This window comes from Flavobacterium sp. 25HG05S-40, assembly GCF_052654735.1.
The window spans coordinates 2,835,690-2,851,057 of the sequence record NZ_CP199750.1; the positions used below are offsets into that span (position 1 = coordinate 2,835,690).

The 15,368-nt window shown below is 37.7% G+C and carries 13 protein-coding genes; 1 reads left to right on the forward strand and 12 read right to left on the reverse strand.

The window, feature by feature from the left end; genetic code table 11:
• Positions 1 to 3: 3 nt before the first annotated feature.
• The 7 genes from ACULEU_RS12340 to ACULEU_RS12370 all read right to left on the reverse strand — a co-directional run bounded on the left by ACULEU_RS12340 (position 4) and on the right by ACULEU_RS12370 (position 7,300).
• Positions 4 to 1,914, reverse strand: a complete 1,911-nt coding sequence (locus ACULEU_RS12340; RefSeq protein WP_445452871.1) for a DUF3857 domain-containing protein — start codon at positions 1,912 to 1,914, stop codon at positions 4 to 6.
• A 50-nt stretch (positions 1,915 to 1,964) separates the two neighbouring features.
• Positions 1,965 to 2,417: a D-aminoacyl-tRNA deacylase gene (gene dtd, locus ACULEU_RS12345; RefSeq protein WP_445452872.1), complete on the reverse strand. Its 453-nt coding sequence runs from the start codon at positions 2,415 to 2,417 to the stop codon at positions 1,965 to 1,967.
• A 68-nt stretch (positions 2,418 to 2,485) separates the two neighbouring features.
• Positions 2,486 to 3,463 (reverse strand): ribosome small subunit-dependent GTPase A, encoded by a 978-nt coding sequence (rsgA, locus tag ACULEU_RS12350; RefSeq protein WP_445452873.1) that lies wholly within the window; start codon positions 3,461 to 3,463, stop codon positions 2,486 to 2,488.
• A gap of 124 nt (positions 3,464 to 3,587) precedes the next feature.
• Positions 3,588 to 4,112 (reverse strand): hypothetical protein, encoded by a 525-nt coding sequence (locus tag ACULEU_RS12355; protein ID WP_445452874.1) that lies wholly within the window; start codon positions 4,110 to 4,112, stop codon positions 3,588 to 3,590.
• A gap of 100 nt (positions 4,113 to 4,212) precedes the next feature.
• The gene (locus ACULEU_RS12360; protein WP_445452875.1) at positions 4,213 to 5,295 is read right to left on the reverse strand and encodes a chorismate mutase; all 1,083 of its coding nucleotides are present in this window, start codon (positions 5,293 to 5,295) and stop codon (positions 4,213 to 4,215) included.
• A 35-nt stretch (positions 5,296 to 5,330) separates the two neighbouring features.
• The gene (locus ACULEU_RS12365) at positions 5,331 to 6,476 is read right to left on the reverse strand and encodes a pyridoxal phosphate-dependent aminotransferase (RefSeq protein ID WP_445452876.1); all 1,146 of its coding nucleotides are present in this window, start codon (positions 6,474 to 6,476) and stop codon (positions 5,331 to 5,333) included.
• Positions 6,473 to 7,300 (reverse strand): prephenate dehydratase, encoded by an 828-nt coding sequence (locus ACULEU_RS12370; RefSeq protein WP_445452877.1) that lies wholly within the window; start codon positions 7,298 to 7,300, stop codon positions 6,473 to 6,475. Before ACULEU_RS12370 ends, ACULEU_RS12365 begins: the two co-directional genes overlap by 4 nt.
• A 301-nt stretch (positions 7,301 to 7,601) precedes the next feature.
• Between ACULEU_RS12370 and gldA the strand changes: the two genes are divergently transcribed.
• Entirely contained in the window at positions 7,602 to 8,504 is a 903-nt protein-coding gene (gene gldA / locus ACULEU_RS12375; RefSeq protein WP_445452878.1) for a gliding motility-associated ABC transporter ATP-binding subunit GldA, read from the forward strand.
• Positions 8,505 to 8,527: 23 nt separating this feature from the next.
• On the opposite strand, the gene ACULEU_RS12380 is transcribed toward gldA, so the two are convergent.
• The 5 genes from ACULEU_RS12380 to ACULEU_RS12400 form a co-directional block, all read right to left on the reverse strand.
• Positions 8,528 to 9,277, reverse strand: a complete 750-nt coding sequence (locus ACULEU_RS12380) for a head GIN domain-containing protein (RefSeq protein WP_445452879.1) — start codon at positions 9,275 to 9,277, stop codon at positions 8,528 to 8,530.
• A 10-nt stretch (positions 9,278 to 9,287) separates the two neighbouring features.
• Positions 9,288 to 10,640, reverse strand: coding sequence for an acyloxyacyl hydrolase (locus tag ACULEU_RS12385; RefSeq protein WP_445452880.1), 1,353 nt, complete (start codon positions 10,638 to 10,640; stop codon positions 9,288 to 9,290).
• Positions 10,529 to 11,485: a methylenetetrahydrofolate reductase [NAD(P)H] gene (gene metF, locus ACULEU_RS12390; protein ID WP_445452881.1), complete on the reverse strand. Its 957-nt coding sequence runs from the start codon at positions 11,483 to 11,485 to the stop codon at positions 10,529 to 10,531. Before metF ends, ACULEU_RS12385 begins: the two co-directional genes overlap by 112 nt.
• Before the next feature lie 92 nt (positions 11,486 to 11,577).
• The gene (gene metH / locus ACULEU_RS12395; protein WP_445452882.1) at positions 11,578 to 14,271 is read right to left on the reverse strand and encodes a methionine synthase; all 2,694 of its coding nucleotides are present in this window, start codon (positions 14,269 to 14,271) and stop codon (positions 11,578 to 11,580) included.
• Positions 14,271 to 15,260 (reverse strand): homocysteine S-methyltransferase family protein, encoded by a 990-nt coding sequence (locus tag ACULEU_RS12400; protein ID WP_445452883.1) that lies wholly within the window; start codon positions 15,258 to 15,260, stop codon positions 14,271 to 14,273. Before ACULEU_RS12400 ends, metH begins: the two co-directional genes overlap by 1 nt.
• Positions 15,261 to 15,368: the final 108 nt, after the last annotated feature.

Here is a 15,368-nt window from a genome sequence, read left to right on the forward strand (position 1 = left end):
GTATTAGGCTTTTGTAATTACTATTTTTGAATTGTCTGTTTTGGCTATCGCTTCTCTAAACTTTCTGTAATTTTCATATTTGGATTTGTCATAAAACCCCTTTTTGATTACCAGTTTTCTTTTACAAAGTATTGTAGTTGGGCTTGTTAAATTGAATTCGATTTTGTAATAGCCAAACTCGGTATCTTGCTCCAGACCGTTGGGTTTTGCTTCTATTGTAAATCCGGCTGGAATGATGATTTCTGTTTCAGACTCATTGGTATAGCCCCGATCCATTTCAAATGGAAATTCACGGGTACGGTATTTTTTCGGAACAAATGAATTTTGATCAAAAGCATTCAGAGCAAAAAGTAATTTTTCTCCTGATTTTTGAGCATATCCTTCTGCATCAAATTCTAAATCTTCTGTAAATTCTATAGTTTTTGGATTATTATTTAAGCTAATTTTTTTTACTTTTAGATTGTTGATGTTACTGAATTCCTCTTTGTATCTATCGATTTGATCTTCCTTACTCATTCGCTCTTTGACAAACTCATTTTCATAAAGCAATCCATTCGAAACTATCTTTAATTTACCCGTCAAATCGCCGTTTTCACTAATCTGATAGGTTCCTTTCGCTATTTGTAAATTATCTTTTTCTGTGAAAATTTTTGTTTTAATGATTTCGCCACCTTCAGGTTTTACTAGCAGCACATTTCGATCATCGGTACCATCGCCCTGAAAGCCAAAAGGATGAATTTGACTGGTACATTCTAACCAAACCAAAGTATCATCAACTGGCAGTGACAAAATAATATGATTTCCCTGTACAGAAGCAAAATCACTTTGCAAATCTCTTGTTTCATCATCATCAGAATACACTACAGTATAATACGATGGAACACCAACACATTTTAACAAACAACGGGTGTAATTTGTCAATGCTTTACAATCACCATAACCCAACTTGTCTACATCCTTTGCCAACATAGGTTTCCAACCACCAATCCCAACCTGAACACTTACATATCGTGTTTTTTCCTGTACATACTTATAAACGATTTTAGCGATTTCAATGGGGTTTTTTTCATTCCCTATCAATCCCTTAACTTTAGAAATGGTCTGTTCCGGAATTTCTTCAGTGTCTGACAATAAAGAGTCATACATCCATTTACCAAATTCGGACCAATCTGATGCTTCGCCTTCTACATTTTCTAAAGAAAAGCGCTCAAGTGCAAAATATACTATTGGAAAAATATCCACAAAACTTGGACTCAACTCTTCTCGTTTGACTGCCACTAAATTTTGAGCGGAGTAGTTTATTGATGAAGTGGTCTCTTCTTTTTCAAATTTATATTTGCCCGAAAAATTAGCTTCTTTCTTTTTTAAGTTTAGTTCAGGTTTGAATTGAATGGCGTATACTGTTTTCTCTGTGCTCACCAAATAATTATCTATTGGCAACCATGGGGAAATAAAAGCTGTGTTTGAAGTTTGAATTTCTGTTTCCATTACTATGGTAAAAGGATAGGATGTAGGCGTATAATCTAAATATAAGGCTCTGTTGTCACTAAAAATCGAAAACCCATCTGCTACACTAACATCTCTAAAATCCTTTCTTTTGTACCTTTTTATTTCCTTACCAAAAGCATCATACGCTGTAGCTTCTATTTGGGAAATTCTTCTGTTTCTATCATGATTTTCAGATAAATCTAAATTACGCAACCCCAATTCGTTCAAAACAGTGACAACCTTAAACGATTTAATCGTCATTGATTTTTGAGAGCTAATATCAATAGTTACCTTATTCAAACGAACAACCGCATTAGCATTTTGCTTTAAGCTATCCGGAATAGATAAAATGGAATAATCCAGTTTTTGTCCGAAACTCAGTTGAGAAATCAAAAGAAAGAGAATGGATAAAATACTTGGTTTCATTTGTGCGAAATTTTCCCAAATATAGAAAAATTAGCTTCTCATTAACAACCTTACTCTTTATTTTTTGAGTCCATAATTAGGGTTACCGGACCATCATTCAGCAGGCCTACTTTCATATCAGCGCCAAATTTCCCTGTTTGGACTTTTTTGCCTAATATAGTTTCCATTTTCTCGACAAAGGATTCATATAACGGAATAGCACTATTAGGTTTGGCAGCTTTGATATATGAGGGTCGGTTTCCTTTTTTGGTGGCAGCATGAAGCGTAAATTGGCTAACGATTACTATATCACCATCAACCTCTTTGAGTGATAAATTCATAACGTGGTTTTCGTCATCAAAAATCCGCAGATTCGCTATTTTGGCGGTCATCCAATCCAAATCATCAACGCTATCTGCCTCTTCAAAACCAACCAAGACAAGTAATCCACTTTGAATGTGAGCTACTCTAATTCCTTCGATAGTTACGGATGCTTCGGAAACGCGTTGAATGACTGTTTTCATGTTTCAAGTCTTAAAGTTAAAAAGTCGAAAGTCGAAAGCTAATTATCTTGTGACTTTACAACTTTTGACTATTTTCTAGTTTCATCGCTAGCAATACGGTCATCATTGTACACATCTTGGCGGTAATGTTCGTCATCGCCTTCGAGTATTTTGAGATAACTGTTGTAGCGCGACCAAGCAATTTTATTATCTTCCAAAGCTTTTTTGACAGCACAATGCGGCTCTTCTTTGTGAAGACAATTATTGAATTTACACTGATCCTGAAGCTTAAAAAACTCAGGAAAATAACCACTGATTTCTTCGGGTTGCATGTCTACAATCCCAAATCCTTTGATTCCCGGCGTGTCTATAATTTTGGCATCAAAAGACAAATCATACATTTCAGCAAAAGTAGTGGTATGCTGACCTTGCTTACTTTGCTCCGAAATAGTTTTGGTTTTTAGATTTAAAGTTGGTTCCATAGCATTGACCAAGGTTGATTTTCCAACACCGGAATGTCCTGAAAACATACTGACTTTTCCGGTCATCATTTGTTTTAATTCATCTAACCCTTTTTGCTCTAAAGCGGAGACTTTTATGCATTTATATCCTATGTCCGAATAAATATACTGCAAGTACAATTGCTCGTCACGCATGCCTTCATCATAAGTATCCATTTTATTAAAAACCAATACTGCCTCGATGCCATAAGCTTCAGCTGTTACTAAAAAACGGTCGATAAAACTGGTTGTTGTGGGTGGATTATTAATGGTAATCAAAAGAAATACAACATCAATATTGGAGGCTATAATATGCGTTTGTTTAGAAAGATTCACCGATTTTCTAACGATGTAATTCTTTCTATCATGGATGTTATTGATAACACCACTAACAGCATCCGAATTTTCGTCTAATTCAAAATCTACCACATCGCCAACCGCAATTGGATTGGTACTTTTGATGCCCTTCATTCGGAATTTTCCTTTGATACGACATTCAAAGATTTGTTGGTCATCGGTTTTAACGGTATACCAGCTTCCGGTAGATTTGTAAACGAGTCCAGTCAAATTAATATTAGTTATAAATTGTGAGTCACAAAGGTAAAAAAATGCAACTGTTTTTATACTTAAAGTTAGGGAATAAAAAAAGTTGCCATTTCTGGCAACTTTTATATCTTGAATCTAAAACGGATTAGTATTTGTAAGCAACACCAGTTTTGATAGCTTGAGAACCACCAATAGCGTTAGAGTTGGCACCAACTGTAGTTTTGTCAGATACTTGTAAAACAAAAGGACAACCTAATTTAGCCGCATCCATTTTTAATTTTTTAGCTGCTTTTTTGTCTCCAGTGTTTCCAGTTTGGAAGTTGATCAAACCTGTTTTTCCACGTACTTCACCAACTTTTTTCAAACCAGCGATGTATGATTTGTCTTCAAGAATAACTACTTTTTCCCAGTCATCTTCACCGTTGATAACGATTTTTTCTGTTACTTCTTCAACTCTTTTTGTTTTTCCGTAAACAATTTTTTCTACTGCATATTTACCAATAGTGTTTTCTGCATCTTCACCATCATATTTGAAAACCACTGTATACTCGTCAAGTCTGATAACTTTTCCTTCTACAGTTTCTCCACTATGTTTCGTGATAATGTCAACCTGAGCATTGGCAATTCCAAGTCCGAAAACCAATGTAAGTGCTAAAATAATTTTTTTCATTTTTGAGATAATTTTAATTAAAATTTCATATTTGTTGTGCAATGATACAAAAAATATATAATAACAAAATACGTAATTTATCGTATTTTTTAAGAATTAATCAAGAATTAATAATCTTTTCCTGATGCGCTATACTTTCCTGATGGATTGCCTTGAAAATTCTTAAGATGAATTCTTCGCTGAGCCCTTTATCTTCGCCTTCTAATATCATTTTGCCTAAAATTTCATTCCAGCGTTTATTTTGCAAAACCGCTACATTTTTAGCCTTCTTCAAAGCTCCGATTTGCTCCGCAACTTTCATTCGATTACCCAATATTTCCAATAATTTACTGTCCGCAATGTCAATGTTGGCTCTTAGTTTGATCATTTCAGTATTATAATCGTCCTCTTCTACCGTTACTTTCTTAACTTTCAGGTCTTCAAAAATTTGTTTTAAAACTGTTGGCGTAACTTGTTGAGCGGCATCGCTCCACGCATTATCAGGATCAATATGAGTTTCGATAATTAGTCCGTCATAATTCAAATCTAGCGCTTGTTGGGATACTTCCTGAATCATATCTCTGCGTCCTGTAATATGTGATGGATCACAAATTAAAATCAATTCTGGGAAACGACTTTGTAATTCAATCGGTAATTGCCATTCAGGGATGTTTCTGTATTTTGTTTTTTCATACGTCGAAAAGCCTCTATGGATGACGCCCAGTTTTTTTATTCCGGCATTGTACAAACGTTCTACACCACCAATCCACAACGCCAAATCGGGATTGACCGGATTTTTCACCAAAACAATTTTATCCGTTCCGACCAAAGCATCGGCAATTTCCTGCACTGCAAAAGGGTTCACGGTTGTTCGCGCACCAATCCACAACACATCAATATCGTGTTCTAGGGCTAATTTTACGTGAGCGGCATTAGCAACTTCAACTGCCATCAATAATCCGGTTTCGGCTTTAGCCTTTTGCAACCATTTTAATCCAATGGCACCAACGCCTTCAAATCCACCGGGACGCGTTCTCGGTTTCCAAATTCCAGCTCGAAAAATGGACACATCGGAGTTTTGGAGTTCGTGAGCAATCTTCAAAACTTGATCTTCGGTTTCAGCACTACAAGGTCCGGCAATTACCAGAGGATGATTTAAATGCAAATCCTCTAACCATTTTCTGTTTTCTATTGTAATATTCATAGCGTTTTATCTGTTGTAAAATTAATTTCTTTTGTTTAAAATCGGCTAATAGCTTCTAGTATTTTCTTTTCGGTTACACAAAGTGAAAATCGAATGTATCCTTCTCCATTACTCCCAAAAATAGTTCCCGGCGTTACAAACAAATGTTTTTCCAGAAGCAAATCATCAATAAATGCTTCCGCAGATGGAATCGCTGCAGGTAATTTTGCCCATACAAATAAACCAACACTGCTTTTGTCGAACGTACAACCTAGTTTTTGGGCTAACTGAAAAATCAGATTTCTTCGTTTAGTATAGATGTCATTCTGTTGCTCAAACCATTCATTTTCAAGTTTTAAAGCGGCTATCGCTCCTTTTTGAATGCCGTAAAACATTCCACTATCCATATTGCTTTTTACCTTCAAAACTGCTTCGATTAACGTCGAATTTCCTAGAACCATTCCGACGCGCCACCCTGCCATATTGTAGGTTTTAGATAGCGAATTCAATTCCAAAGCACAATCTTTGGCGCCTTCTACCTGCAAAATCGAAATTGGATTATCATTCAGCACAAAACTGTAAGGATTATCATTGACAATCAAAATGTGGTGCTTTTTTCCAAAGGCTATCAGCTTTTCAAACAATGCCAAACTACCGTTTTTTCCAGTTGGCATGTGCGGATATGACACCCACATTAGTTTGACCTTTGTCAAATCGGATTGTTCCAATGCTTCAAAATCGGGTTCCCAATTTGTTGCGGCAGATAAATCATAATAAAGAGCTTTTGCCTGAACCAATTCGGTTACCGAAGCATAGGTTGGATAACCCGGATTCGGAATCAGCACTTCATCGCCTTCGTTTAAAAAAGCCAATGCAATATGCATGATGCCTTCTTTAGAACCCATAAGTGGCAAGACCTCAGCATTGAAATCTATCGGAACTCCAAATTGCTTTTGATAAAAATCGGCCATCCCTTTTCTAAGTTCAGGCAAGCCTTGATAACTTTGATATTCGTGTGCTTTGTCATCAAACAGGGATTGTTGCATGGCTTCCATTACTGTTGGATGGGGAACTAAATCAGGGCTTCCTATTCCCATATTGATAATGGGTTTTCCTTCTGAAATCAGTTGACGGACTTCACGCAGTTTCTTTGAAAAATAGTATTCTTCAACCCTATCTAATCTTTTGGCGGTTTGTATCATAATCGTCCGTTTTTATATTCTCCTAACACTTTGAAGTGCGTGGTCATTAGTGCTAAAATGTTCTTAGCTTTTTCGTAATGCTTGTATTTTTCAAAAATCACGTCGACAAAAAAGGAATATTGAAACGGTGTTTCTATTATCGGCATCGATTGGATTTTGGTCAGGTTGAGTTTGCAATTGTTCATTACGTTTAAAACGGTTGCCAAGCTACCCGCAGTGTCATCCAATTCAAATTTTATAGAAGCTTTGTTTATGTCTTCTTTCGGCCATTCCTTGTTTTGTGTTTTTACAATCACGAATCGGGTTTTATTGCTTTGAATCGTATGGATTCCGGCAGCTAAAATCTCTAAATCATAAAGTTTCGCTGCAATCGGAGCTGCTACTGCTCCAATTCCGGTAAGCTTTTGTTCTTGGATTCTACGAGCTGTTTCCGCTGTATCACCACTTTCAACCAATTTAATATGCGGATATTGACTAAAAAAAACCGCACATTGTAATAACGCAATCGGATGTGAATGAACTTCGGTAATATCTTCTATTTTTTGGCCTTTCAAAACCATTAGATTCATATGAATATCAAGATAATGTTCGCCAATGATGTGGAGATTATTACGGTCAATCAAAGCGTAATTCGGAATGATGGAACCTGCGATGGAATTCTCCAACGCCATCACGCCTTTGTGAGCTTTGTTTTCGATAAGGCTTTTAACCAAATCATCAAACGACATACACTCATCCATAGCAAATTCCTGCTGAAAATATTCCTGTGCGACCTGATGATGAAAAGACCCTTTGATTCCCTGTATTGCAATTTTTGTTTCCATAAGGCAAAAAAAAATCCCGATTTTCATCGGGATTTATATATAGTTCGTTTTAAAATTTACTTTTTGACGTAACACAATACCATTCCCTTTTTCTGTCCGAAGAAGAAATAAAAGAAATAGTTATACCAAGTGTTATATGTTCTCATTTTTTGTATCTGTTTGGCTAATGTAAAAAATTTAAGCATAGGTTTTACAAGGGATACCAAAAAAAGTTACGCTAACGTTTTCGTGAAAAATCATAAAGCAGTGATTTTTTCGTTATCCTTTTATTAATTATTACATTTGCTCAAAATCGTTTGGTATGTCAATACAAGTTCAAAATATTTCCAAAAGTTATGGTGCTCAAAAAGCGCTGGACAACGTTTCTTTTTCGGTAAAAAAAGGAGAAATCGTGGGTTTCCTTGGTCCAAATGGCGCAGGAAAATCGACACTGATGAAAATTTTGACGACGTTTATTAATGCCGATGAAGGAAGTGCTTCTGTTAACGGAAGTGATGTTGCTAAAAACCAAAAAGCCGTGCAACTTTCGGTTGGTTATTTACCCGAACACAATCCGTTGTATCTGGATTTGTTTGTACGGGAATATTTGGCCTTTAATGCGGATGTATATAAAGTAGCCAAATCCCGAATAGAAGAAGTAATTCAATTGACCGGTTTATCTCCGGAGAGCCACAAAAAAATTGGACAATTATCCAAAGGATATCGTCAGCGTGTGGGTTTGGCCACAGCTTTGCTTCATAATCCTGATGTGTTGATTTTGGACGAACCTACCACAGGTTTAGATCCGAATCAATTGGTAGAAATTAGGAATGTTATCAAAAATGTAGGTAAAGACAAAACGGTATTTCTATCGACACACATCATGCAGGAAGTGGAAGCGATTTGTGACCGCGTGATCATCATTGACCACGGAAAAATTGTAACTGATAAAAAACTGGACAAACTGGTTGCTGAAGAAACCGAGCAAATCATCGAAGTAGAATTTGATAAAACTATTGCCGAAAGTATTTTGGCAAATTTACTCAACATTAAAACCTATAAAAACAACGGCGAAAATCTATGGACATTGACCTTCAACACCAATGAAGATATGCGTCCAAAGGTATTTGATTTCGCACATGACAACGGATTAAAAACACTCCAAATCAGTCTGAAAAATAAAAATCTGGAGCAAATCTTTAGAGAGAAAACAAACAAAAAGTAGTATTCAGCATTGAAACTCTTACCTTATTCATAGATAAGTCTGCCCTGATAATGACGAACAACCGTATCTGGGTTTGCCGGATAATTTTTTACAATTAAATTTCCCGTGCTATATAAATCTCCGCTTAAATTTTCAATCGGATAGACAATCATATCATTGAAACCACGATGAAAAACAGTAATGTTTTGTACCATTAAATTTTGTGCTTCTAATCGTCCATCGCCAAAATAGAAGTTAAAAGTCGCTGTAGTAGTCTGACCTGAAAGATAAAATCGGGAAACATTGTTGTTGGCGATATACAAACTACTATTGTTAACATTAAGTATAAAATCTCCGGTTGCAGCACCACTTTCGCCATCACCATCTTTGTCCATAGCAATAACACTAAGGTTTGGAAAAGTCAGTACGCCATTGGAACTGATATTTCTATCGGTTTTTGAATAGACTTCTTCTAAGGTTGGTGTAGTCACATGAATTTTTATCCGACCATAAGAACGCACCCAATTACAGCTGGTTTCATCCTTAAAAATGAGTTGATCACCGTTTTGAATGACCTTAACATTATCGATGAAATTTTCTCCGGCTTCAATCACTACTTTTGTTGGCCCTTCCGTTATAATCACTTCAATGCCGCGGTAGACTTTTATCTTTTTGAAATCGGTTACCGCAACTTCTTTTGTGATAATAGCTCCGGTGCTTTCTATACAATCGCTTGGTTTTTCACAGGCGTTGAGCATCCAAAACAAAACGATAAGTAGCGAAAATCTCTTCATAACGGTCAATTTAAATTCTGTATCCTATGCCAAATTCCAATGCCTCAGCCAAAAACATGTGCGTTTTTATGGTAAATCCGCCAAAAATATTCTTGGTAAAATGATATTTAACGCCAACTCTATCATAAATCGGAATATCTTTTTTAAAGGGTTGATAAACATAATACCCTACTTGTGCTTCCAACGAAATTCTGTTGATGATCAATTCATGCCCTATGAAAATTCCAACTCTCTTATAGTCGGTATCAGTATCTATAGGATTTTCGTTTTCAGGATAAGCAATAGCAAAATACTTGATGTATTCTTCTATAGATTTAGTCAGGAACAATTCGGCTCCGAATTGCAAAGCCGTTTTTCGATTCAAACGCTTGTCTGCATAAAAGCCAACGTGGTAAAAAGGATATTGTCCGCTGTTCACGATGGGACTTTCATTGATTCCGGTTCGGAACACAAAGTTATAGTGAATGGGTTCTTTGTATGATTTTTTTACAGATGTGGTATCTGGTTGTCTTTTAAAATCCTCCGAAAAATTATAATTCACGCCCAAATTCAGCACATAGGTATTAATGCCGCTATTGGGTGATTTTACCCTTCCATTAGAATAATGGGTAAATAAAATTCCGGCATGAAACCCAACATTCTTAAAAAGGTGCTGATTGTCGTAGGCAAGACCAATATTCGTATTGGCCATGATTCTGCTTCCAAAAGCCTTGTTTTTACTGTTCTCTACTTTGTCATAAGGACTCGTAGTAACGGCAATTCCTTGTGCCAGTTGCAACTGTAAACGTCTTTTCCAAAAGTAAAAATTATACAAAGCTCCGGCAGAATAGTTTTCGCCCAAGGGCTGACTTTTAAAATCCTGATATAAAAAATAGCCGCCATAATCAGGGTAATTATACGCTCGATGCCATTCGCTCGATCCATCGGTTCTTTTGACAACGGTAAGCAAAAAAGCTTGTGGATGACCATTCACCAAATGATACATATCCTCGGTATGCGGGAGAACATTCCCTCTCAAATAAGAAGCTTCCACCGAAAACGGATTGTCCTTTTGGGCAAAAACCGTTAGACTGAACCCTAAAAAAAGAAAGTATATTTTTCGCATCCTAAAATTTAAAACGCACAAATATAGCAGAATATCTTTAGGAGCGAATGGTTCGGGCCTTTTTCTAAACCATTTTCCTGCTGTCCGCTCTACTTCGGTGCCGCTCCCATCAGGGCTGGTCGGGATTTGTCTTTTGTGAAATGGGTTTAAAAAATCGCAGCAGCAATCGCCTTGATGTTCTCTGCTTTCCCCATCGAGTAATAATGCAATACAGGAATTCCTGCCGCAACCAGTTCCTTGCTCTGTTGTTGACACCATTCGATTCCTATTTGTTTGACTTCATCGTTGTCTTTCGCTTTCACTACAGCCATAATCAAATCGTCCGGTAATTCAATACTGAAACGGTGCGGAATCAAATTCAGTTGCTTTTTGGTCGCAATAGGCTTCAAACCGGGAATAATCGGAATCGTGATTCCGGAAGCACGGCATTTGTCTACAAAATCAAAGAATTTCTTGTTATCAAAAAACATCTGTGTGATGATATAATCGGCGCCATTTTTGATCTTCTGTTTCAGGAAATGAATATCACTATCCAAACTTGGCGCTTCCATGTGCTTCTCCGGATAACCCGCCACTCCAATGCAGAAATTAGTCTGCGCCGAATTCTTCAAATCTTCATCCAGATAAATTCCGTTATTAAGATTGCTGATTTGCAGCACTAAATCGGTCGCATATTCGTTGCCTTCCTTTTCAGGCTTGAAGTAAGTTTCGTTTTTCAAAGCATCGCCACGAAGCGCTACTACATTATCAATGCCGAGGAAATCCAAATCAATCAACAGATTTTCGGTATCTTCTTTAGTAAAACCACCACACAAAATATGCGGAATAGCATCAACATTGTATTTATTCTGAATTCCGGCACAAATTCCCACCGTCCCGGGACGTTTTTTTACAATTTTCTTTTGTAGTAAACCGCTTGGCAACTCCTTGAATTCATATTCTTCTCGATGGTACGTCACATCTATAAAAGGCGGATTGAATTCCATTAACGGATCGATACTATCAAAAATAGATTGGATATTCTGTCCTTTCAAAGGCGGTAAAATTTCAAACGAAAACAAGGGTTTTCCGTTCGCGTTTTCTATATGTTGAGTTACTTTCATAATTATGAGTCTTTAAGTTTGAAAGTCGAAAGTCGAAAATCAAAAAAAGAAATTTTCTTTATGACTTTAAGACCTTTGACTTTATGACTATTTTAATCTGCTATGTTTGGGTTGAGCCATTTCGTTGCTTGTTCTGTCGAAATGCCTCTTCTTTTGGCGTAATCTATTACTTGATCTTCTTTAATTTTCCCTAGACCGAAATACTTACTATCCGGATGTGCAAAATAATATCCTGATACAGAGGATGCCGGCCACATCGCCATACTTTCGGTTAATCGCACTCCGATTTCCTGCTCTACATCTAACAATTTCCAAATCGTTGGTTTTTCCAAATGGTCGGGACAAGCCGGATAACCCGGTGCCGGACGGATTCCTTTGTACTCTTCATCAATCAAATCTTGATTGCTTAAACTTTCATCCGAAGCATAGCCCCAAATTTCTTTACGAACTTTTAAATGTAAATATTCGGCAAAGGCTTCGGCTAATCTGTCGCCCAATGCTTTTACTAAAATCGAATTATAATCGTCTAATTGCTTTTCAAATTCTGCTGCTTTTTCATCAACTCCAAATCCGGTCGTGACACAAAAACATCCGATGTAGTCTTGTTTTCCAGTGTCTTTTGGAGCTACAAAATCAGCTAAAGCAATGTTAGGTGCTCCCGCGGTTTTTTGAGATTGTTGGCGTAAGGTTAAAAAGCTTGTCGGTTGTCGCCCTTCGACTGCGCTCAGGGTGACATCGGTTGTCAGTTCAATATCATCATCATTGACCGTATTCGCAGGAAAGATTCCAAGGATTCCTTTGGCAGTCAACCATTTTTCGGAAACGATTTGGTGTAGCATTTTTTGAGCATCAGCAAATAGAGCAGTGGCTTGTTCTCCTACCACTTCATCAGTTAGAATCGCCGGATATTTTCCGTACAACTCCCATGAACTGAAAAAGGGTGTCCAATCAATAAAATCAACTAATTCAGAAAGTCCCACTTCGACAGTTTTTGTCCCGATGAAATTGGGTTTTATTGGCGTAAAACTATTCCAATCTAACTGTAATTTATTTTTTCGAGCGTCTTCAATCGACAAGTAATTTTTGTCTCTACTTCTATTCAGATACCCATCACGCAATTGGTCGTATTCAGCACGAACTGTTTTGGCGTATTCCACTTTAGTTTCAGTCTGTAGTAAATTACTCGCCACCGTTACGGCGCGTGAAGCATCGTTTACGTGAACTACCGTTTCTTTATATTCCGGAGCAATTTTCACAGCAGTATGTGCTCGCGATGTTGTAGCACCGCCAATCATTATCGGAATTTTGATATTGAGCTTGTCCATTTCTTTGGCCAAATACACCATTTCGTCAAGCGAAGGTGTAATTAATCCACTCAAACCAATAATATCTACATTATGTTCAACAGCAGCTGCTATAATTTTTTCGGGTGGTACCATTACGCCCAGATCGATAATTTCAAAATTATTGCACCCTAAAACTACGGCTACAATATTTTTACCAATATCATGCACATCGCCTTTAACCGTTGCCATCAACACTTTTCCAGCTGAAGATGATTTTCCGTCTTTTTGGGCTTCGATGTAGGGCAATAAATAAGCAACCGCTTTTTTCATCACACGCGCTGACTTCACCACCTGAGGCAAAAACATTTTTCCGCTTCCAAACAAATCGCCTACAACATTCATTCCGGCCATCAAATTAATTTCGATAACATCAATGGCTTTTTCAGAAGTGGCTCTGGCTTCTTCTACATCAATTTCGATAAATTCGTCAATTCCTTTTACTAGTGAATGCGTCAATCGTTCCTGAACCGAACCGTTACGCCATTCTTGAATCGCTTTTTCATTGACTTTGAAATCGCCTTTGAAGCTTTCGGCTAAATCCAACAATCTTTCGGTCGCATCTTCTCTTCTGTTAAGTAGAACATCTTCCACATGTTCCAATAAAACAGGATCAATTTCATCATAAATCTCGAGCATTTCTGGATTTACAATTCCCATGGTCATGCCGTTCTGGATGGCGTGATATAAAAATGCTGAGTGCATGGCTTCACGTACTTTATCATTCCCACGAAACGAAAACGAGACGTTGCTTACTCCGCCTGAAACTCCAGCATATGGGAGATTTTCGCGTATCCATTTTGTAGCTCTGAAGAAATCGAGAGCATTTAATTTATGTTCCTCCATTCCGGTGGCTACAGGAAAAATATTGGGGTCGAAGATGATGTCTTCTGCCGGGAAATGCACTTCATTTACCAGAATATCATAGCTTCTTTTGCAGATTTCGATACGGCGTTCGTAGTTATCAGCTTGACCGTCTTCATCAAAAGCCATCACGATTACGGCAGCACCATAACGTTTTATCAGTTTGGCGTGATGTATGAAAGCTTCTTTTCCTTCTTTAAGAGAAATCGAATTTACGACACCTTTACCCTGAATGACTTTTAGTCCAGCTTCAATGATTTCCCATTTGGAACTATCCACCATGACTGGAACTCGAGCAATATCGGGTTCAGCTGCAATGAGATTTAGGAATTTGGTCATAGCATAGACTCCATCCAACATTCCTTCATCCATATTAATATCGATGATTTGGGCTCCGCCTTCTACTTGATTTCGGGCAATGTCGAGTGCTTCTTCGTATTTTTCTTCTTTGATTAAACGCAAAAATTTACGCGAACCAGTAACGTTCGTTCGTTCACCTACGTTGATGAAATTGGATTCTGGAGTAACTATCAAGGGTTCTAATCCGGATAGTTTTAGGTATTTGGTTGCGTGCGCCATTATATCGTTTCTAAAATTTGTCTTGGTTTAAATTCTTTAGCAACATCAGCAATGGCTTTGATGTGTTCTGGTGTTGTGCCACAGCAACCACCAATGATGTTGATTAAATTATCTTGTAAATACTCTTTGATTAAGGCTTGCATTTCTTCAGGAGTTTGGTCGTACTGTCCGAAAGCATTGGGTAAACCGGCATTCGGATGTGCTGAAATATTGAGTTGCGTGTTGTGCGCCAAACGTTTTAAATAAGGTTTTAATTGGTCAGCACCTAAAGCACAATTGAAACCAATACTTAGTAAATCGATGTGGGCTATCGAAATCAGAAAAGCTTCCACGGTTTGCCCGGACAAGGTTCTTCCGGAAGCATCGGTAATCGTTCCTGAAACCATAACCGGAATATCGAGATGGCGTTCTTCCTTTACTTCTTCGATGGCGAATAATGCCGCTTTGGCGTTTAGTGTATCAAAAATGGTTTCTACTAAAAGTACATCACAGCCTCCATCAATTAAGGCTTCTACTTGTTGTTTGTAGGCGATGCGTAAATCGTCAAAAGTTACCGCACGAAAACCCGGATCGTTGACATCTGGTGACATGGAAGCGGTGCGGTTTGTTGGTCCAATAGAACCCGCAACAAAACGCGGTCTGTCGGTGAATTCGTCTGCTACTTTGCGGGCAATCTTTGCCGATTCGTAGTTGAGTTCGTAGACCAAATCCTCTAAATGATAATCGGCCATTCCGATGGTGGTTCCTGAGAAGGTATTGGTTTCTACAATATCAGCTCCAGCTTGAAAATACAGACGGTGAACCTGTTTTACGGCTTCGGGTTGTGTTAGGGAAAGTAAATCGTTGTTGCCTTTTAAGGGATGTGGAAAATCTTTAAATCGCTCTCCGCGAAAATCTTCTTCGGAAAAGTTATTGCGTTGCAACATGGTTCCCATGGCTCCGTCGAGCACGAGGATTCTTTCTTTGATGGCGTCTTGAATCTTTGACATTTATTTTTCTTTACAAAAATGGATAACTAATTAGCCCCGATTGGCCGTGTTACCATGTAACACAGAAAGCGGGAACAAGGACTGCAACTATGCGCAAGCCATTCGCTC